Here is a 19,438-nt window from a genome sequence, read left to right on the forward strand (position 1 = left end):
TCGGCAGGCCCTTGTCCCGTGAGCGCGCTCCGAGCAGTCTCCCCGGCCCCCGCGTGGAGCGGGGCTTCACCCAGGAGCACACGTGCCCAAGGCGATTCCCGACGGATACCACTCCCTGACGCCGTACCTCGCGCTGCGCGACGCCGCGAAGGCCATTGAGTTCTACAAGGCGGCGCTCGGCGCCACCGAGCTGTACCGGCTGCCGATGCCGGGCGGGAAGATCGGCCATGCGGAGCTGCAGATCGGCAACTCGCGGCTGATGGTGTCGGACGAGATGCCCGAGTGGGGCAACAAGAGCGCGGCGGCCTATGGCGGCTCGCCGGTGGGGCTGTGCATCTACACCGAGAACGTGGATGCGCTCGCCGAGCGTTTCGTGAAGGCCGGCGGCAAGCAGGTGCGGCCGCTGGAGAACCAGTTCTACGGCGACCGCTCGGGCCAGTTCATGGACCCCGAGGGCTTCAAGTGGACGCTCGCGCAGCACGTGGAGGACGTGTCGCCCGAGGAGATGCAGCGCCGCATGGAGAAGATGGGCGGGTAGAGTTTCCACCCGCTGTGTCCGGGGCACCCGGGATGGATTCGAGCCGCCCGGGTGTTCAGCTGAAATGCCCATCAAGACCAAGCGCTGGTGCGTGCCCGCCGAGCCCGATGACGGGCTGCGCATCCTCATCTGCCGGTTCCGTCCCCGAGGGCTCCCCAAGGCGAAGGAGACGTGGGACGTGTGGATGAGGGACCTGGGTCCCAGTCCGCCGCTGCTCGCCGCCTTCCAGGGAAAGGGCCAGACGCCCATCACCCTCGACGCGTACCGCGAGCGCTACCTGCGCGAGATGGAGGCCCAGCGCGAGACGATCGCCGGGCTCGCGGCCCGTGTGGACCGCGGAGAGACGGTGACGCTGCTGTGCTCCAAGGACTGCATCATCGCCGAGGCCTGTCACCGCACGTTGCTCGCCGAGCTCATCGAAGCGGCGCGAGCGAAGTGACGCCCCGCTACTTCTTGCAGGGCATGTAGAGGCCGAGCTGCGCATCCACCGCCACGTAGATGCGCAGGAAGTTCGGGTGCGGGTAGACGCCCGTCACCTCGGTGCGTAGCACCTGGCCGCGCGCGCAGCCCGAGTCGTCGGCGAAGGACAGCTCCGTGGACATCTTGTCCTTCACCGCCGCGAGGCGCTCGGACACGTCCACCCGCAGCGCCTGCCGCGCCTGGTCGCGGATGGACTGGTAGTCCATGGCGAACTTGAGCTTCACCAGCTCGCTGGCCGTGCCCGGGGTGATCTCCAGGTCCGGCACGGACAACTGGTTGTCGATGACGTGCGGGTGGCCGGCGAAGTACAGCTCGCCGCCCACGCCGATGGAGTAGTCGCCCACCTTGGCGTTGCCCCCCAGGTTCATCTTGATGACCACCGTGTCATCCGACGGGTAGACCTGGGGCTTCTCCATGTACAGCTCGGGGTGCGACGCGGAGAAGTAGAGGCGGCCCTTCATGGAGGACTCGAGCGCCTTGGAGAGCTCCTCGTAGCGGGCGGCCACCGGGATGACGACCTTGAAGGGGCCCGAGGGCAGGGTGGAGACGTTCTGTAGCAGGGGCATCGTCACCTCCGTGGCCACCTGCGTCGCCGGAACGCCGGCGTCCACGCCCGTGCCCCCATCGTTGCTCGTGGGGCCCACGGCGTACGTGGCCGGCTGCATGCCCGCGTCCGGGCGGGGCGTGCCTCCATCCGTGCCCGCGCCGCCCGCGGTGTAGCTGGCGAACTGCGTGTTGCTGGCGCCCGGGGTGCCGCTATCGGCGCTGGCCTGCGCGCCTCCATCCGAGCCTGGGGTGCCGCCGTCGTTGCTCGTGGGGCCGGTGAGGCTCGCCACCGGGGTGCAGGGCAGCGTCACCGAGGGCATCACCACGATGCCGAGGTCCTTCTCGAAGCCATCGGCGAGCACGGTGGGCGCGGCCTCCAGGCTCGTCACCTTGAGCTCGGCGCAGGCCACCTGGTCGCCCACGGGAATCTCGATGGGGCGCGCGAGCCGCGAGAAGGCATTGGCCACCAGCGGGCGCACGTCGTAGCGGAAGTCGTCGAGCGTCTTGCCCACCACTTCCTTGAGCTTGCCCTCGATGGCGCGGTTGACGGCCTCCACCGGCCCGGAGGCCACCACCTGCACCTCGGCGGACTGCAAGAGCGCCTTGAAGTCCGCCGTCATGACGGGCTCGCCCGCGATGGTGACGGTGATGGGCATCTCCCGCTCGCCGAGCATGTTGAAGCGTCCATGCACGGTGACGCCCACCACGATGCGGCCCCGGTCGAAGCGGATGGTCAGCGGCTCGCGCGTCCAGGTGTAGTGGAGCGTCTGGCCGCCGAAGAGCTGCGCATCGCCCTCGCCCATGCGGGGCAGGCTCTCGGCCATCTTCTTGGCGAGGCCGTCGCGGAAGATGGTGGCGTGGATGACGATGCGCGAGGGCGGGGGATCCGACACCGGGCGGCCCCCATTGGCGGCGGGCGGAGGCGGCTGCAGCGTCTGCGCCTCGAGGCGGGGACCGCCGCAGGACAGGAGGGCGAGGGACGCGAGGAGCGCGGAGAGCGGACGGGAGCGCGAGGAAGGCATGGGAGTTGGTGGCCATTCTCCGCTACCCGGCCCGCCCGCCCAAGCCCCATGCGTGCGTGCTCCCCGGGGCGCCTTCACCCACCGTGTAGGCGAGCAGGCACCTCCGGGCCCGGCCGCCCCTCAGGACTCGGTGAAGTCCAGGTCCTGGTGGAACGTCTCCCGCAGCATCAGCGTGCACACCAGGCCGATGGCGCAGCACACCAGGGCCAGCATGCGCGTGGCGGGCAGCACCCCGAGCGTGGGCTTGAGGGTGAACCAGAGCGAGGTAATGGGGACGGCCAGGGCTCGCACCACGTTGGGGGCGCTCGTGGCCGCGGTGGCGCGCAGGTTCGTGCCGAACAGCTCGCTCGCCGTGGTGACGAAGACGGACCAGTAGCCGGTGGTCGCGCCCACCACGAAAATCATCGCGTAGAAGGGCGTGGCCCCGAGCGGCGCCACCTCGAGGAAGAGGAGCATGGAGAGGGCGAGCCCCACGAGGAAGGCCCCGATGGCGCGCTTGCGGCTGCGCAGCATCTGGCTGAGCCAGCCGCTCGTGAAGTTGCCCACCACCACGCCGCCGTACGCGAAGCCGATGACGCGGCCAGGCTGGATGGCCTCGGCCAGCCCCATGGCCCGGCCCAGCTCCGGCGCGAACACGAAGAGCACGCCCGTGGCGAACCAGATGGGCATGGCGCTCAGCACGATGCAGGCGAAACGCGCGAACCGCTCCGAGGGCCACAGCAGCGCCAGCGGGTTGCCTCGGGGCGCGCCGTCGCGGGCCATCTGCTCGAACATGCCGCTCTCGGCCACGCGCAGCCGCATGGCGAGCAGCACGAAGCCCAGCACTCCGCCGAGCAGGTAGCAGGCCTTCCAGCCCAGCAGCTCGGCCACGGCTCCCGCGACCACCGCGCCCAGCAGCCCCACCGAGGCCACGAGCGTCGTGCCCACGCCCCGCAGCCGCGTGGGCAGCAGCTCGCCCACCAGGGTGATGCCCGCGCCGAGCTCTCCCGCCAGCCCGAAGCCCGCCAGCGCCCGCAGCACCGCGTACGTCTCCACGTTGGTGACGAAGGCGTTGAGCAGGTTCGCCGTCGAGTACAGCGCGATGGAGGCGTAGAGCGTGCGCGTCCGGCCGTAGCGGTCTCCCGCCGCGCCGAAGGCGAAGCCCCCGAGCAGCATGCCGATGAGCTGCATGTCCAGCAGGTGCTTGCCGAGCCGCGCCAGTTGCTCGGGGTCCGTCACGCCAATCCCTTGCAGCGAGGGGATGCGGAGGATGGAGAACATGACGAGGTCGAACATGTCGACGAAGTAGCCAAGCGCGGCCACCATCACGGCGAGCCAGGGACGACGGTCGGGAGACATGCGCCCAACGGTAGCACGGTGGCATCTGGGGCCCGAGGGGGGGCCCGCGTGTCCCTCAGCCCGCCGAGAGGTGCTCGATGAGTGTCTTGACGCCGATGCCGATCAGCACCAGGCCGCCGAAGATGTCCAGCTTGCCCTCGAGCGACTCACCGAAGCGGCGCCCGATGCTCACGCCCAGCAGACACAGCACGAAGGTGACTCCACCGATGACCGCCGCCGCCGCCGCCAGCCGGATCTCCAGCAGGGGCAGCGTCACGCCCGCCGCCAGCGCGTCGATGCTGGTGGCCAGCGCCATCAGCGTGAGCCTCCCGAACTGGAACGGGTTGCGCTCCGGGGCCGCGTCGTCCTTCTTCCCGTCGGGACCTCCCGGGTGGTGGTGGGTGAGGGCCTCGTGGATCATCTTCGCCCCGATGCCGCTCAGCAGCACGAAGGTCACCCAGTGGTCCCAGGCCGCGATGGCGCCGGCGAACTGCGAGCCCAGCACCCATCCGATGACGGGCATGAGCGCCTGGAACAGGCCGAACATGAAGGACAGCAGCAGCGCGTCTCGCGCCCGGACGCGCGGGGTCGCCAGGGCACTCGCCACGGACACGGCCGTGGCATCCATGGCCAGGCCCACCGCGAGCAACAGCAGGGTCAGGAACGACGACATGTGCCGCCTTTTGCCCGATACCCGCGCCGGGCGGAAGCGGGATGAACGGGCACGCCCGTTTGAAGCACGAAGGCCCCGGGTCCGCTCTGGGAACCCGAGGCCCTCGTTACCCTCACCCCGTCCCTCTCCCGGAGGGGAGGGTGGGGGTGACTGCGCACCGGCTCGTGGCTAGGCCGCCGTGCGGTGCATGTAGTCGATCAGGTCGATCTTCGTGACGATGGCGATCACCTTCTCGCCCTCCTTCACCACCGCGACCTTGTCCTGGTTGAACACCTCGCGCAGCCGGTTGAGGCTCGTCTCCGGCGACACCACGCCCTGCAGCGGCGCCACGATGCTGTCGATCGTGTCCGAGAACTTCACCTTGTTCGCCACCAGCGCGTTGAGCAGGTCGTACTCGTGGATCATCCCCACCGCACGGCCCTCGTCGCTCACCACCGGCATCTGGCTGATGCCCCGGTTGCGCATGCTCTCCACCACGGCGTCCACCCGCTCGCCCTTGCGCGCGGTGATGACCTCGCGCTTGCCGCTGAGCAGCTCGCGCACCGTCCCGGCGCCCTTCTCCTCCAGGAAGCCGTTGTCGCGCATCCACTCGTCCGAGTGGAACTTGCTGATGTAGCTCATGCCCGTGTCCGGCAGGATGACGACGATCGTCTTGCCCTTGCCGACTTCCTTGGCCAGCTGCACCGCCACGTGCACCGCCGCGCCCGCCGAGCCACCCGCGAAGATGCCCTCCTCGCGCGCCAGCCGCCGCGCCGCCACGAAGCTCTGACGGTCATCCACCTGCCGGATGTCGTCCACCACCTTGAAGTCCATGGCACCGCACAGCATGTCCTCGCCGATGCCCTCGACCTTGTAGACGTGCGGCTCGGTGAGCTTGCCCGTCTTGAAGTAGCCCTCGTACACCGAGCCCTCGGGGTCCACGCCCACGTTCTTCAGGCCGGGGATCTTCTCCTTGAGGAACTTGCCCGCGCCGCTCATCGTGCCGCCCGTGCCCAGGCCCGACACGAAGTAGTCGATCTTCCCGTCCGTCTGCTCGTACAGCTCCGGCCCGGTCACCTTGTAGTGCGCCTCGATGTTGTCCGGGTTGTGGTACTGGTTGAGCATGAACGCGCCCGGGGTCTCCCGGTGGATGCGCTTGGCCGTCTCGTAGTAGCTGCGCGGATCCTCCGCCGGCACGTTCGTCGGCGTCACCACCACCTGCGCGCCCAGCGCCTTGAGGCGGTTGATCTTCTCCAGCGACATCTTGTCCGGCATGGTGAAGATGCACTTGTAGCCCTTCACCGCCGCCGCCAGCGCCACGCCCATGCCCGTGTTGCCGCTCGTGTTCTCCACGATGGTGCCGCCGGGCTTGAGCTTCCCCTCCTTCTCGGCCTTCTCGATGATGTAGAGGGCCATGCGGTCCTTGATGGACGCGCCGGGGTTCATGAACTCGCACTTGACCAATACGGTTGCGTCGTTGGGGCCAACCAGGCGGTTGAGCTTCACCAGCGGCGTGTGGCCAATGGCGGAAAGAATCGTGTCGTGGATTTCCATCGGGTGCTCTCGTCGGGGAGGTAAGACTGGCGCGCGTCCTTATAGCCGCACCGTTGGGCCCGGTCGACCTTGGTCGTCCGCCCGCCCCCTCTCTGGGGAAACACGGACGCCTCCCTGCTCCTTCCGACCCGGTGCGGCGTGGGAGGTGGGCTCAATCCGGGGCTCGGACAGCGGGCGGGCACCCGGGCCCTGGCCGCATGTCGGGGAGACGACCTGTCGCGGCACCTTCCCCAATTGAGCTTTGACCCGCACCGGGCGCACTCCCATACTCGCGCGCCTCCTCTGTACGAACCCCCAGGAGAACCGTTCACCTATGGAAATCGAGGCCGCGTTGCGCGACCAGGTGGGGAAGGCCATCGGCCGCCCCGTGTCCCAGGCCCCCATCAAGAAGCTCAAGGGTGATGCGAGCAACCGCTCGTACTACCGCGTGGGCACCGCCCCCGAGAGCTGGGTGGTGATGGTGATGCCGCTGGACGCCTCGAAGAAGAGCGAGGAGGCCTCCAAGGGCGAGCCGCCCAAGGAGCTGCCCTTCGTCAACGTGCACCGCTACCTGGAGAAGCTGGGCATCCGCGTGCCCCGCATCCTCCGCTTCGACGAGCCCGCCGGCATGATGGTGCTCGAGGACCTGAGCGACGTCACCTTCGAGGCGGCGCTCGAGGGCGGCAAGAACAACCAGGCCCTCTACACCCGCGCGGTGGACCTGCTCGCCCGCCTGCGCGCCCAGGCCGAGCGCAATCAGGACCCGGACTGCCTCGCCTTCACGCGCGCCTTCGACGAGGACCTCTACGACTGGGAGCTGCACCACTTCCGCGAGTGGGGCCTCGAGGTGTGGAGTGGCAAGAAGCCCACCGAGTCCGAGCGCGCCGAGCTGGACCGCACCTTCCGCGACATCGCGAAGCAGCTGGCCGCCGCGCCGCGTGGCTTCACGCACCGCGACTACCAGAGCCGCAACATCATGATGAAGGACGGCGAGCTGGTGGTCATCGACTTCCAGGACGCGCTCCAGGGCCCGCGCCAGTACGACCTGGTGGCCCTGCTGCGCGACAGCTACGTGGAGCTGGACCGCGACTTCGTGGACACCCTGCTCGACCGCTACATCGCCACGTTCTCGGACCTGACGGGCGAGCGGATTGAACCGAAGTCCTTCAAGGCCTTCTTCGACCTGCTCACCATCCAGCGCAAGCTCAAGGACGCGGGCCGCTTCGAGTTCATCAACCGCGTGAAGGGCAACCCGGGCTTCCTGGTGTCCATCCCCGCCTCGCTGCGCTACGTGCGCGACGCCTTCAAGCGGCGGCCGGAGATGGGCGGACTGCAGAAGCTGGTGGCGAAGTACGTCCCCGAGCTGGGCTGACAGGAAGGGGAGGGGCCGCACATGAAGGCGATGGTCCTCTGCGCGGGGCTGGGTACGCGCCTGCGTCCGTTCACCGAGCGCTGGCCCAAGCCAGCCATGCCGTTCCTCGGGCAGCCCCTCTTCCGCTACCACCTGGCGGTGCTGCGGGCCGCGGGCGTGCGGGGCGTGGGCATCAACACCCACCACCTGCCAGACGTGATGGCGGAGACGGCTCGCGCCGAGTGCGAGCGCGCCGGCCTGCCGCTGCACGTGGTGCACGAGCCCGTCATCCAGGGCACCGGCGGCGGCATCCGCGGCCTGAGGGACTTCCTCTCGGGCGAGGACTTCATCGTCTTCAACGGCGACATCCTCTTCCCGGTGGACCTGCGCCCCGTGGTGGCGGCGCACCGGGCCTCGGGCGCGGCGGCCACCATGGTGCTGCTGCCCATGCCCGAGAGCGAGAAGTACGCCGCGGTGGAGCTGGACGCCCAGCAGCGCGTGCGCCGCATCGCCAGGTTCGGGCCCGGCGGCGAGGGGCTCTCGCCCTGGCACTTCACTGGCGTGCACATCATGACCCCGCGCGTCTTCGACTTCATGACGCCCGAGGGCCCCGAGGACATCAACCGCGACGTCTACGTGCGGATGATGGAGGCCGGCCTCACCGTGCGCGGCGAGGTGGTGCGCTCGTACTGGTCCGACCTGGGCACGCCGTCGCGCTACCTGTCCACCGTGCGCGACGTGCTCTCCGGGCAGGTGGCGCTGGAGGGGCTGGGGGCGGACTCGCCTTTCGTGTCGGCGCCACGCGCGAAGGGGAATTACTGGGCGCACCCCACGGCGAGCGTGGGCGGCGCGCAGGTGCCGGGGCCGGCGTATTTCGACGCGGGGTGCTCGCTGGCCGACGGCGTGCGCGTGGGCGCTTCGGTGTCCGTGGGTGCTCGCGTGCGCGTGGGCGCGGGCGCCCGGCTCGAGCGCTGCGCCATCCTCGAGGGCACCGAGGTCGCTCCGGGCGAGGAGCTGACCGAGGTGATGGCTTGGGGCCAGCACCGGGTGCCCGCTCCGCTGGCTCCGTAGGGCCGGACGCGGGACGGGCACGGCTCGGGGGCCTACTTCCGGCAGCACCCCGTGGGCGTGACCGAGTCCGTTCCCTGGAAGGCGCTCCCGTCCCGGGTGCGGCCCGTGATCATCGCCGAGGCGCTGTGGCAGGTGAGGTCCGTCCGGTGGATCTCGAAGCACAGCACCTTGTCGGGGCGCCCGTCTCCGTTGACGTCCTGGCGGTAGGCATTCTTCGGACGGGCCTCGGTGCCCCGGCGGCCGAAGCGCACCGTGTCCGCATCCACCTGGGTGGCATCGAAGTCATCCGTCGTCAGGATGGCCACCTTCACCTTGCCGTGGTCCCGCACGTCGAGCTTGTTCGTGTCATGGCCCGGCTTGATGTCGAGGGCAATCCGGCGCCGCATGTCGCCCACCCGCGCGTACTTGTAGATTCGCTTACAGCCGAAGTTGTCGACGACGTAGAGGTTGCCCTGCCGGTCGAAGGCGCTGCCCATGGGGTTGCCGAAGTTCGGCTTGTCCGGCGGCGGGGGCAGCGTGTCGACGAGGCGGCCGCTCGCGTCGTACTTCGCGAAGCCATCCGCCCGGCTCCAGAAGACGTTGCCCGCCTCGTCCACCGCGACCGCTCCGGTGAACTGGCCGTTCGTGCCCTCGGCGAAGATGGAGGGCGTGCCGTCCGTGGCGATGCGGATGAGGAGCGGGCGCGCGATGTCGCGGTTCACGACGTACAGCGTCCCATCCGGTGCGCTGGCGATGGCCTCCGAGAAGCTGAAGAACTCCTCCCCGCTGCTGAAGGTGCTGAGCCCCAGCGGCATGAAGCTCACCCGGCTGACGCGCGAGGCGATGGGCTCGGTCACGAACAGGCTGCCCGCCAGCGGCCCCCGGCCCACCGTGATGGCGATGCCACCGGTGAGCCCGGAGAGGATGGGCGAGAAGGTGCTGCCCTCCTCGAAGGGGGCGGCACGGACCTCGTCCCCGGCCGGCGCGAAGAACATCTCCTTGTCCTCGTCCAGCGTGGCCCATTGATTGTCATGGCCCGTCGCGAAGAAATCCCGGTCGTCGACGCCATTGACCACCCTGCCGTCGCGGCGGATGCGGTAGATGCCCACCGAGTTGACCGGATAGAGATTGCCGCGTCTGTCGACGCTCAATCCCATCCAGCACGAGCCTTCGCCGGACTGGCCCCCGGTGGGATAGAAGACGCTGACGCTTCCCGGGGTGCCCTGCCCGCCGTCATCGGAGCTCCAGGTGGCGCGCGCGTCCGCTTGCCCGCTCGCGCCGGGTGTCGCCGGCCGATAGGTGAGCGTCCGCGGCATCGCGGGTGACGGTGATTCGTAGTGTTCTCGTGGCGCCGCTGGCGTTTCCGCCGCCCGGCCCGTCCGGGAACACGTCAGCAGCGCGAGCGCGGTGAGCACACACCGCACCCCCCTCGTCTCGAGGCTCTTGCTTCGCATGGATTGCCCCCTCCCTCGCCCACGCCTTCTCGTCGTGTGGGCATCCAGGAAGGTGAAGGCGGCAAGAGGGGCCGCCCATCGCTCCCGGGGGTGGCCGCGGCAACACGTACCCCACAGCCGCTTCGGCCGAGGGGGGTGTACTCCCTTTCCTCAGCCGGGCTCGCGGGGCACGTCAACGTCGGGTGGACGGCGCGCTCAGTTGTCGTGGAAGCGCGCGAGCACGCAGGTGACGTTGTCGTTGCCGCCCGCCGCGTTCGCCAGGTCGATGAGCTGCGAGCACGCCTTCTCCAGCTCCGTCGTGCGCGTGAGGATGTCCTGCATCTGCGGATCCGTCACCATGCCCGACAGCCCGTCCGAGCACAGCAGGAAGACGTCGCCCTGCTGCGCCTCCACCTTCGTCACGTCCACCTGCACCATGTCCTTCATCCCCAGCGCGCGGACGATGACGTTCTTGTGCGGGAAGTTCTCGATCTCCTCCGGCGTGAGCTTCTTCGCCTTGAGGTAGTCGTTGAGCAGCGAGTGGTCCTCGGTCACCTGCTTGAGCACGCCCTGGCGGAAGAAGTACACGCGGCTGTCGCCCACGTGCCCCACGTACGCCGAGTCCTGCGTGAAGTGCACCGAGACGATCGTCGTCCCCATGCCCTTGTACTTCACGTCCCCGCTGGCCTTGTCGAAGATGCTCTTGTTGGCCAGCTTGATGCCCGTGGCCAGCCGGTTCTCGTCGTAGTTTCGCGTCTTGTCCATCTTGAACGGCCAGGTGGCGTCCTGGTCGCGCGACGTCATCCGGAAGAACTCGCCCAGCTCGTCCACCGCGATCTTCGAGGCGATCTCTCCCGAGGAGTGACCGCCCATCCCGTCGGCGACACAGCACAGGTTCTCGTCGGTCAGAATGAGGTAGTTGTCCTCATTGTGGTTCCGCTTCATCCCGACGTGGGTGTAGCCAGCAACCTCGATGCGCATGCTCGCGGTGTCTCCAACAGGTCCAGGAAGGGGCCTTGGACAGGGGGGCAGGTTAACAAAGCGCCACGAGGGGGGTCAAAACCCCAGATGCCTGGAAGACGCCTGGAAGGTTGGCCCCTTCACGGCACCGGCTCGAAGGCGAGCACGTCCCCCGGCTCGGTGCCGCTGGCCTGGAGCGTCCCGGCCGGCAGCTCCAGCACCGACCTCGCCTGGAAGTACACCGAGGTGGCTCGCCAGGGCGGCAGCGCCGAGAACTGCTTGACGATTCTCCCCTCCGGGTCGAGGAAGGCCACGTCGATGGGGATGCGCATGAAGAAGGTGTGGATGGAGTTGCAGGGCAGGATGTGCATCCCCTCCCCGAAGGCCAGCGAGCGCCGGCCCATCAGCCCCACGAACCGGTCCATGAAGGACGTGGCCCTCTCGGCACGGTCCGCCAACAGGCGGCTTCGTGTCACATTGTTCACCCTCAGGCGCATGTCGCGCTTTCTACTCCAATGCTCCAGCCCCTGGCGCGTCCCTTCCACCTCGTCCTCGTCTCGCCCCAGATTCCCCCCAACACCGGCAACGTCGCCCGCCTGTGCGCCGTCACCGGCTGCCGCCTCATCCTGGTGGAGCCCCTGGGCTTCTCCATCGACGACCGGCACCTCAAGCGGGCCGGGCTCGACTACTGGGACAAGGTCTTCCTCAAGCTCTACCCGGACTACGACGCCTACCTGGCCGAGTGGCCCTCGGCCAGGCGCTGGCTCTTCTCCGCCCGCGCCGATACATCCCTGTATGCCGCCCCCTTCGAGCCGGGGGACCACCTGGTGTTCGGCTCGGAGACGCAGGGGCTGCCCGGGGAGATTCTCGCCGGGGGCTCGGGGCGGGCCGTCACCATCCCCATGCTCCCCGAGCGCCGCAGCCTGAACCTGTCCACCGCCGTGGGCATCGCCGCCTACGAGGCCCTGCGGCAGGTGCAATTCGCCGCGCCAGCCGGGCGGGCGGGCACGCCGAGTTGAGAGGAGGGGCGGACGGACTACACTGGGGGCCGCATGCCCCCCTCGCAGGTCGCCGAAACGCTGTACTCCGCCCACAAGTCCCGCGCCACCGGCCGGCTCACCCTGCTCGCCGGCGGGCGTGAGGCACTGCTGTTCCTCCACGAGGGAGACCTGGTGGGGACGCGGCTGGGCTTCGGGTTCCAGACGCCCGTGCAGGCGCTGATGCAGGCCGGGCGCATCCGCCCCGAGCTGCTGGATGCCCTGTGGGCCCGGGAGAGCGCGGGCACGCCGGACGAGGACGTGCTGGAGGAGCTCGGACTGGCGCCGGAGGCGGTGGCCGAGCAGCAGGTGCTCGCCGAGGTGCGCAAGCTGAGTCAGTTGGCCGAGCGCGCCGCCTTCGAAGAGGGCCGGGTGGAGGAGATGTTCCGCCCCATCGCGGGCACGCGCGTGGTGCGCGCCGCGCTCGAGCCCGCGGGCGCCGAGGCCCCCGAGCCGCGCATGTACCGGTGCGTGGACCCCGGGGCGTGTACCCCCTGGGTGGCCAGTGCCGGGGAGATGGCCTTCCTGCTGAAGCTGACGGAGTTCGAGCGGCTGGAAGGGCTGACGCCCGCCCAGGAGGTGCTGCTCCACATCCTCGAGCGCGAGGGCTTCGTCGAGTCGCTGTCCATCGAGGCCTGGGAGGCGCGCGAGCGGGCCCGGCGCGAGGAGGAGGCCCGGCTGGCCGAGGAGGCCCGGCGCCGCGCGGAGGAGGAGGCCCGGCTGGCCGAAGAGGCGCGACTGGCCGAGGAGGCCCGGCTGGCGGAAGAGGCCCGCCGTGCGGAAGCGGCTCGCCGTGCGGAAGAGGCGCGGCTGGCCGAAGAGGCGTGGCGTCGCGCGGAGGAAGAGGCTCGTCTGGCCGAGGAGGCGCGGCTCGCGGAAGAGGCTCGCCGCGCGGAGGAAGCCCGACTCGCGGAAGAGGCGCGGCTGGCCGAGGAGGCTCGCCGCGCGGAGGAAGCCCGACTCGCGGAAGAGGCGCGGCTGGCCGAAGAGGCGCGGCTTCGTGCTGAAGAAGAGGCGCGACTGGCCGAAGAGGCGCGACTGGCCGAGGAGGCTCGTCGCGCGGAGGAAGCCCGACTCGCGGAAGAGGCCCGCTTGGCCGAAGAGGCCCGCCTTGCTGAAGAGGCTCGGCTTCGTGCTGAAGAAGAGGCGCGACTCGCGGAAGAGGCCCGGCTGGCCGAAGAAACCCGTCGTGCGGAGGAGGCCCGCCGCGCGGAGGAGGCGCGGCTGGCCGAAGAGGCCCGCCTTGCTGAAGAGGCACGGCTCGCGGAAGAGGCCCGCCTTGCTGAAGAGGCACGGCGTCGCGCGGAGGAAGAAGCCCGGCTCGCGGAAGAGGCTCGCCGTGCCGAGGAAGCCCGACTCGCGGAAGAGGCACGTCTGGCCGAAGAGGCTCGCCGTGCGGAGGAGGCTCGGCTCGCCGAAGAAGCTCGGTTGGCTGAAGAGGCACGGCTCGCGGAAGAGGCGCGACTGGCCGAAGAGGCACGTCGCCAGGCGGAAGAAGAGGCGCGACTGGCCGAAGAGGCTCGTCGTGCGGAAGAGGCGCGACTCGCCGAAGAAGCCCGCCGTGCGGAGGAGGCGCGACTGGCTGAAGAGGTTCGCCTTGCAGAAGAGGCTCGGCTAGCGGAGGAGGCGCGGCTCGCCGAAGAGGCGCGCCTAGCCGAAGAGGCGCGACTGGCTGAAGAGGCGCGACTGGCTGAAGAGGCTCGTCTTGCCGAGGAGCGACGGCTCGCCGAAGAGGCGCGGCTCGCCGAAGAGGCGCGTCTCGCCGAAGAGGCGCGTCTCGCCGAAGAGGCTGCTCGCCGCACAGAAGAGGCGCGGCTCGCCGAGGAGGCTCGCCTCGCTCAAGAGGCTCGGTTGGCCGAAGAGGCTCTTCGCGCGGAGGAAGCCCGTCTGGCGGAAGAGGCGCGTCTGGCCGAAGAGGCGCGCCGCGCGGAGGAGGCCCGCCGCGAGGAAGAGGCCCGCCTCGCTGAAGAAGCTCGCCGCGCTGAAGAGACCCGGCTGGCCGAAGAGGCACGCCGCGCTGAAGAGGCTCGGCTGGCCGAAGAGGCGCGTCTGGCTGAAGAGGCTCGGCTCGCCGAAGAGGCACGTCTCGCAGAGGAGGCACGTCTCGCTGCGGAAGAGCAGGCCCGACTCGCCGAAGAGGCCCGACTCGCCGAAGAGGCACGCCGTGCGGAAGAGGCGCGTCTGGCTGAAGAGGCCCGACTGGCGGAAGAGGCGCGTCTCGCTGCGGAAGAGCAGGCCCGACTCGCGGAAGAGGCACGTCTCGCCGAAGAGGCGCGTCGTGCGGAAGAGGCCCGACTGGCGGAAGAGGCGCGTCTCGCTGCGGAAGAGCAGGCCCGACTCGCGGAAGAGGCACGTCTCGCCGAAGAGGCGCGTCTCGCCGAGGCGGCTCGGCTCGCTGAAGCCGCGCGCATCGCGGAAGAGAATCGCCTCGCTGCGCAGCGGCGCCCCTCCGAGGTCTCCCAACTGTCGGACGTGGCGTTCCTCACCGATGACGACGAGTTGCAGGAGCGTGGGTTGTTCCAGGCTCCGGCGCCCGGAGCCCAGGTCGAGAACTCTCTCTCCGAGGTAGCGCCCGCCTCCGAGGTCTGGTTCGACGCCTTGCCGAGCGAGCCCCAGCCCGCGACGGGAGCGGGTGAGCTGGAACTGGACAGGAGCTCCGGCAGTGGGGGGCTGCCTGTACAGGAGAACGAGGAGGCGCTCCGTCTCGCGCGCGAGCAGGCCAATGCCGCGATGATGCAGGACGAGCAGGATGCTCTGCGGCGGGCCGGGGTCTCGTCTCCCGAGCCGTGGCTCATCGAGGAGCCCGCTCCCGCCACCGCGCCGGTGGCCGCTGCTCCGGTGGCCGCTTCGCCCTCGGCTCCCGCCCCCCAGGTTCCGGCGATTGTGCCGGGCTCCGAGTTGGACTGGGCCGATCTCGCGGCTCCCGAGCCGCCCGCTCCCGCCGCGCCCGTTGTTCCCGCCCCCGCCGCGCCTGCCCCGGTCGTGCGTCCCCAGGCTGCCGCGCCAGCTCCGGGTGCTCGTCCTCAAACCGCCGCGCCAGCTCCGGGCGCTCGTCCCCAGCCCGCCGCGCCTGCCCCGGGCGCACGTCCTCCGCCCGCCGCTCCCGCTCAGGCCGCCGTTCCTCCGGGACTCCGCTCGCCCGCGGCCAGTGCGCCCGCCGCCGTTCCTCCGGGACTCCGCTCGCCCGCGGCCAGCGCGCCCGCCGCCGTTCCTCCAGGCCTTCGCTCGCCCGCGGCCAGTGCACCGGTGCCCGTGGCCAGTGCGCCGGCCCCCTCGGCCGCCGTTCCTCCGAACATGGCCGCCCGCGCGAGTGCTCCCCCCGCGCCTCCCCCGCAGCCTCTCCGGTTGGGGCCGGACGCACCTCGTTCCTCGGGTGATGACGACCTCTGGCGCATCGTCTCCTTCGACAACGCCGCTGCCGGCGAGGCTCCTGGCGACATCAGCGCCTCCTTCGAGGCCGCGTTCCAACAGGTCGATGCTCATCTGGAGTCGCTCGTCCGCGCGGAGGTTCCCCAGGCCGCAGCTCCTGTCGTGGAAGCGCCTCGGCCTCCGGCGCCCGCTCCCGTGGCCGCTCCGGTCCAGGGCGCCGGTGCCCCGGTGCCCGACAACTGGGGCGAGCTGTCCTTGGGCGAGGACGAGCTGGTGGGTGAGGCCTCCGACGAGGAGTCCAAGGTCCTCCGCCAGCGCCTGCTCCAGCGCGCCGTCGAGCTCGGGTCCCGTCCCGCCCCGGCCGCTCCCGCTCCGTCTTCCGGCGCGCCCGCTTCGCCTGGCGCCGAGGAGCTTCAGCAGCTCGCCCAGGCCATTGAGAAGCGCTACGCCGACGCACAGGAGAAGCGGGACCACTTCACCACGCTCGGTCTCGTCATCGGCCCGGAGGTGAAGCGCGAGCAGGTGAAGACCGCGTTCCTCGGGCTCGCCAAGCGCTTCCATCCGGACCGCCTGCCTCCAGCGCTCTCGGAGCTCGCGCCCAAGATGTCCACCGTCTTCGAGGCCATCCGCGACGCCTACGACGTCCTCTACGACGACACGAAGCGCGCGGCCTATCTCCAGGAGCTGCGCACTCCGGGCTCGCAGCAGGGCAACGCCCGCTCCACGGTGGAGGCGAACGACCTCTTCAAGATGGGCGAGGTCTTCTTCCGCAAGCGCGACTTCGCGGCCGCGGTGGACCATTTCGAGCGCGCCTTCAACGCGGACCCCAAGGCGGTGTACCTCGCCGCCCGCGCGTGGGCCATCTACATGGACCCCCAGCGCAAGGCCGAGCTCCCCAAGGCCAAGCAGATGATGGCCGAGGCGCTCAAGTTGGACCCCAACTGTGATCGCGCCCACTACCAGCTCGGGGTGATCGCCCGCGTCGAGAACGACATCGCCCGCGCCGAGCGCCACTTCCGCGAGGCGGTGCGCGCCAACCCCAAGCACCTCGAGGCCAACCAGGAGCTGCGCCTCATCGAGATGCGCAAGAAGAATCCGCCCCCCACCAAGAAGGGCGGCCTCTTCAGCTGAGCGCTGGCCCGGACGCCTGCTTCCGGCCCCCAGGAGTCCGAAGGCGGACGAGCCGTGTCCTGTCCGGGGTTTGATCCTGGTGGGCGCTCGTGCGGGGGCGCCGTACCCCCTGTAGCACGGGCCCGTTCCCCTGGAGGCCGGGCGGGTTCCCGGCCCCCTCGACCATTGACACGCCTGGAGAGCGGGCGTGATCATCCGGCCTTCTACGCGCCGGAGGCCCTCGTTGGGCCGTCCGCAGCGAAAGGCATTTGAACGTGGCCAAGCAGCACCTGCTCCTGGTCGATGGCGACCCGAAGAGTCTCCGTGTGATGGAAGTCAGCCTGAAGAAGGCCGGCTTCTCCGTCACCACGGCCATCCACGGTAAGGACGCGCTCGAGAAGGTGCAGATCAGCCCCCCGGATCTCGTGCTCGCCGACACGAAGATGCCGGAGATGGACGGCTTCGAGCTGTGCAAGGCGCTCAAGACGGACGAGCGCTACAAGCACATCCCCTACGTCTTCCTCACCAACCAGAAGGCGGTCGAGGCGAAGGTGAAGGGCCTGGAGCTCGGTGGCGACGACTACCTGACCAGGCCCATCTACATCAAAGAGATCGTCACCCGCCTGACGATGATCCTCCAGAAGGTGGACAAGGAGCGGATCGAACGGCGCGAGACGACCAAGGGCGGGTTCGCCGGCAACCTGGCCGACATGGGCGTGGTGGACCTGGTCCAGACGTTCGAGATCGGCCGCAAGACGGGCACCATCTCCATCAAGGGAGACCGGGTCGCCACCATCTACTTCAAGGAAGGCCGCGTCATCGACGCGGAGATGGGGCGGCTCAAGGGCGAGAACGCCTTCTACCGGCTGCTCAACGCCACCGAGGGCGAGTTCGAGGTGCAGTTCACCGCGCTCGACCGGCCCGAGCGCATCGAGGTCTCCACCCAGGGCCTGCTGATGGAGGGCATGCGTCGCCTGGACGAGTGGGGCCGCATGCTCGAGCAGCTCCCGCCCCTGGAGACGGTGTTCGAGATCGACTACCACCAGCTCGCGGACCGGCTCTCGGAGATTCCGGACGAGGTGAACGGGCTGCTGCGCCTCTTCGACGGCAAGCGCAGCCTGAGCCGGGTGGTGGAGGACTCGGACTTCGATGACCTGGCGGCGCTGGGCATCATCAGCAAGCTGTACTTCGAGGGCCTCATCCGCGAGCTGGGCAGCGTCTCGCAGGAGCCCGTGCAGAGCGGCAAGCCGGGCATCGAGGAGTGGCTGCACAACGCGCCCGCGCCGAGCGCTCCCGCCGAGCCCGCCCCCGAGCCGGTGGTGGCCGTGCCCGTGCCCGTGGTGGCGCCGGTGGCGGTGGTTCCCGCCCAGCAGCCCGTGACGCCGGCCGTGGCCGCGCCGGAGCCCCGGCCCCTGGCCGTGCCGGAGCCCACGCCCATGGCCGCCGCGCCGGAGCCCCGGGCCGAGGCGGAGCAGCCGCAGCTCGCCAGCGTCGTGGTGTTCGAGTCCCGGAAGCGCGCGCAGAACGCCCACGTCCCCGAGACGGACATCGTCGCGCCTCCGCGCACGGCCGAGGGCTCGGCGTTCCTCGTGGAGCCGGCGCCGGCCCACCGTGCCAAGGAGCTGGAGCGGCGCAGCCTGCTGCTCGACTGGAACCGGGTGGACGTGGATGGCCTGGGCTCGGCGGGCGGTTGGGGTCCGGGTTGGTCTCCGGCGCCTCGTGCTCCGTCGACCAATGGAGCGCCCGCGGCCACTGGAGCGCCCGCGTCGAGCGGCGCGCCCGTGTCCACGCCTTCGCCCGCGCCCGCGGAGCCGCAGGATTCCTCGCTGCGTGGCCCCATCTTCGGGGGCGCCGCCGTGGCCCCCAATCCGCTGCCGCCGGTGCCTCCTCCGGAGCCCGCGACTCCGGCTCAGGAAGTGACGCTGGTGACGGGTCCGCTGAAGCCCACCGCGGAGCCTCCTCCGGCCCCCAAGCCCGAGCCCGTCGCGCCTGTCGCACCTGTCGCCGCCGAGAAGCCCGCGGAGAAGCCGGTCGCGAAGCCCGAGCCCGTCGCGGCCAGGCCGGCCGAGCCGCCCAAGCCCGTCGAGCAGCCCAAGCCCGTCGAGCAGCCCAAGCCGGAGCCGAAGCCCGCTCCGGTGGTGGCGAGCAAGCCGGTCGAGAAGCCCGAGCCGCTCCCGACGCCCAAGCCCTCGCCGACGCGGCCTCCCGCGAAGGCGCAGGAGGACGTGCAGGCTCCGAAGCCGAAGCGTACGGGCCTCTACATCGGGTTGGGCATCGCGGCGATCGCCGTGGCCGCCGCCGTGGTGGTGTTCAGCCAGTCGGGTGGCTCGGGCAAGCCCACGCCCACCCCGGCGCCGCGGCCCGCGCCCACCGAGCAGGTGAAGACGCAGACGCCCGAGGCGAAGCCGCCCGAGACGAAGCCCGTCGAGGCGAAGGCGCCCGAGACGAAGCCGCCCGAGACGAAGCCCGAGGAGGCGAAGCCGCCCGAGACCCCGGTGAAGCCGGAGCAGCCGGCGACCGCCACCCAGACGGCCGGGCCCGACGCGGGGACTCCGCCCAAGACGGGCGAGCAGCCCACCGTGGCCGCGACGGGCACTCCGCCCGCCGAGGAAGAGGTCAAGGAAGAGGAGCCGCCGCAGGCCGACCCCGAGGCCCAGTACGCCAGTCTGTCGCGTCAGGCGAAGAAGCTGCTGCAGTCGGAGAAGTACGCCTCGGCGGCGCGCACGTACCGCAAGGCGCTCGCCCTCAAGCCGGGCTCCGCCGACGCCAAGGCGGGCCTGGGCATCTCCCTGGTGCGCACCGACAGCTACCGCGAGGCCGTGAAGCTGCTGGAGGACGCGCTCAAGGAGCAGCCCAACAACGCCCAGGCGTGGCTGTGCCTCGGCCTGGCCCGGCAGATGACCCAGCAGGACAAGAAGGCGATCGACGCCTACAAGCGCTATCTCTTGCTGGAGCCCAACGGGAAGTACGCGAACGACGTGCGCTTCTCGCTCAAGTCACTCGGCCAGTAGGCGGGGCGGCGGGCTCCTGGTAGAGAGGG

General features: G+C 70.3%; 14 protein-coding genes. 7 read left to right on the forward strand and 7 right to left on the reverse strand.

Translation table 11 applies throughout. The annotated features are described in order from the left end of the window. Window positions 1-82 precede the first annotated feature (82 nt). Window positions 83-538 carry a VOC family protein gene (locus ACJ8AN_RS28970; protein ID WP_407758740.1) on the forward strand — a complete coding sequence of 152 codons (456 nt, stop codon included), beginning with the start codon at window positions 83-85 and terminating at the stop codon, window positions 536-538. A gap of 64 nt (window positions 539-602) precedes the next feature. Then, a complete protein-coding gene (locus ACJ8AN_RS28975; RefSeq protein ID WP_407758741.1) occupies window positions 603-977 on the forward strand; it encodes a DUF488 domain-containing protein in 375 nt (124 codons plus the stop codon). A 7-nt stretch (window positions 978-984) separates the two neighbouring features. Here ACJ8AN_RS28975 and ACJ8AN_RS28980 read toward each other — a convergent pair whose 3' ends face one another. From ACJ8AN_RS28980 to ACJ8AN_RS28995, 4 genes are all read right to left on the reverse strand, one after another. Next, on the reverse strand, window positions 985-2,586 hold the full coding sequence (locus ACJ8AN_RS28980) for a DUF4403 family protein (RefSeq protein WP_407758742.1): 1,602 nt from the start codon (window positions 2,584-2,586) through the stop codon (window positions 985-987). Between the two features lie 120 nt (window positions 2,587-2,706). Continuing rightward, on the reverse strand, window positions 2,707-3,924 hold the full coding sequence (locus tag ACJ8AN_RS28985; RefSeq protein WP_407758743.1) for an MFS transporter: 1,218 nt from the start codon (window positions 3,922-3,924) through the stop codon (window positions 2,707-2,709). Between the two features lie 55 nt (window positions 3,925-3,979). Beyond that, window positions 3,980-4,576, reverse strand: a complete 597-nt coding sequence (locus ACJ8AN_RS28990) for a manganese efflux pump MntP family protein (RefSeq protein ID WP_407758744.1) — start codon at window positions 4,574-4,576, stop codon at window positions 3,980-3,982. Window positions 4,577-4,744: 168 nt separating this feature from the next. After that, on the reverse strand, window positions 4,745-6,109 hold the full coding sequence (locus ACJ8AN_RS28995; protein ID WP_407758745.1) for a pyridoxal-phosphate dependent enzyme: 1,365 nt from the start codon (window positions 6,107-6,109) through the stop codon (window positions 4,745-4,747). Window positions 6,110-6,422: 313 nt separating this feature from the next. Between ACJ8AN_RS28995 and ACJ8AN_RS29000 the strand changes: the two genes are divergently transcribed. Beyond that, a complete protein-coding gene (locus ACJ8AN_RS29000) occupies window positions 6,423-7,460 on the forward strand; it encodes an aminoglycoside phosphotransferase family protein (RefSeq protein WP_407758746.1) in 1,038 nt (345 codons plus the stop codon). Window positions 7,461-7,481: 21 nt separating this feature from the next. Then, window positions 7,482-8,510: a sugar phosphate nucleotidyltransferase gene (locus ACJ8AN_RS29005; protein WP_407758747.1), complete on the forward strand. Its 1,029-nt coding sequence runs from the start codon at window positions 7,482-7,484 to the stop codon at window positions 8,508-8,510. A 32-nt stretch (window positions 8,511-8,542) separates the two neighbouring features. Here the strand turns inward: ACJ8AN_RS29005 and ACJ8AN_RS29010 are convergent, their stop codons facing one another. The 3 genes from ACJ8AN_RS29010 to ACJ8AN_RS29020 form a co-directional block, all read right to left on the reverse strand. Further along, entirely contained in the window at window positions 8,543-9,805 is a 1,263-nt protein-coding gene (locus ACJ8AN_RS29010) for a hypothetical protein (RefSeq protein WP_407758748.1), read from the reverse strand. Window positions 9,806-10,138: 333 nt separating this feature from the next. Continuing rightward, a complete protein-coding gene (locus tag ACJ8AN_RS29015; RefSeq protein WP_407758749.1) occupies window positions 10,139-10,903 on the reverse strand; it encodes a Stp1/IreP family PP2C-type Ser/Thr phosphatase in 765 nt (254 codons plus the stop codon). Between the two features lie 119 nt (window positions 10,904-11,022). Then, window positions 11,023-11,379 carry a DUF192 domain-containing protein gene (locus ACJ8AN_RS29020; protein WP_407758750.1) on the reverse strand — a complete coding sequence of 119 codons (357 nt, stop codon included), beginning with the start codon at window positions 11,377-11,379 and terminating at the stop codon, window positions 11,023-11,025. Window positions 11,380-11,397: 18 nt separating this feature from the next. Between ACJ8AN_RS29020 and ACJ8AN_RS29025 the strand changes: the two genes are divergently transcribed. The 3 genes from ACJ8AN_RS29025 (at window position 11,398) to ACJ8AN_RS29035 (ending at window position 19,409) form a co-directional block, all read left to right on the forward strand. After that, the gene (locus ACJ8AN_RS29025; RefSeq protein WP_407758751.1) at window positions 11,398-11,901 is read left to right on the forward strand and encodes a tRNA (cytidine(34)-2'-O)-methyltransferase; all 504 of its coding nucleotides are present in this window, start codon (window positions 11,398-11,400) and stop codon (window positions 11,899-11,901) included. 33 nt (window positions 11,902-11,934) lie between these two features. Continuing rightward, a complete protein-coding gene (locus ACJ8AN_RS29030) occupies window positions 11,935-16,419 on the forward strand; it encodes a DnaJ domain-containing protein (protein WP_407758752.1) in 4,485 nt (1,494 codons plus the stop codon). A gap of 308 nt (window positions 16,420-16,727) precedes the next feature. Continuing rightward, entirely contained in the window at window positions 16,728-19,409 is a 2,682-nt protein-coding gene (locus ACJ8AN_RS29035) for a DUF4388 domain-containing protein (RefSeq protein WP_407758753.1), read from the forward strand. The last annotated feature ends 29 nt before the right edge of the window (window positions 19,410-19,438 follow it).

This window comes from Archangium sp., assembly GCF_045802675.1.
Taxonomy (GTDB): Bacteria; Myxococcota; Myxococcia; order Myxococcales; family Myxococcaceae; genus Archangium.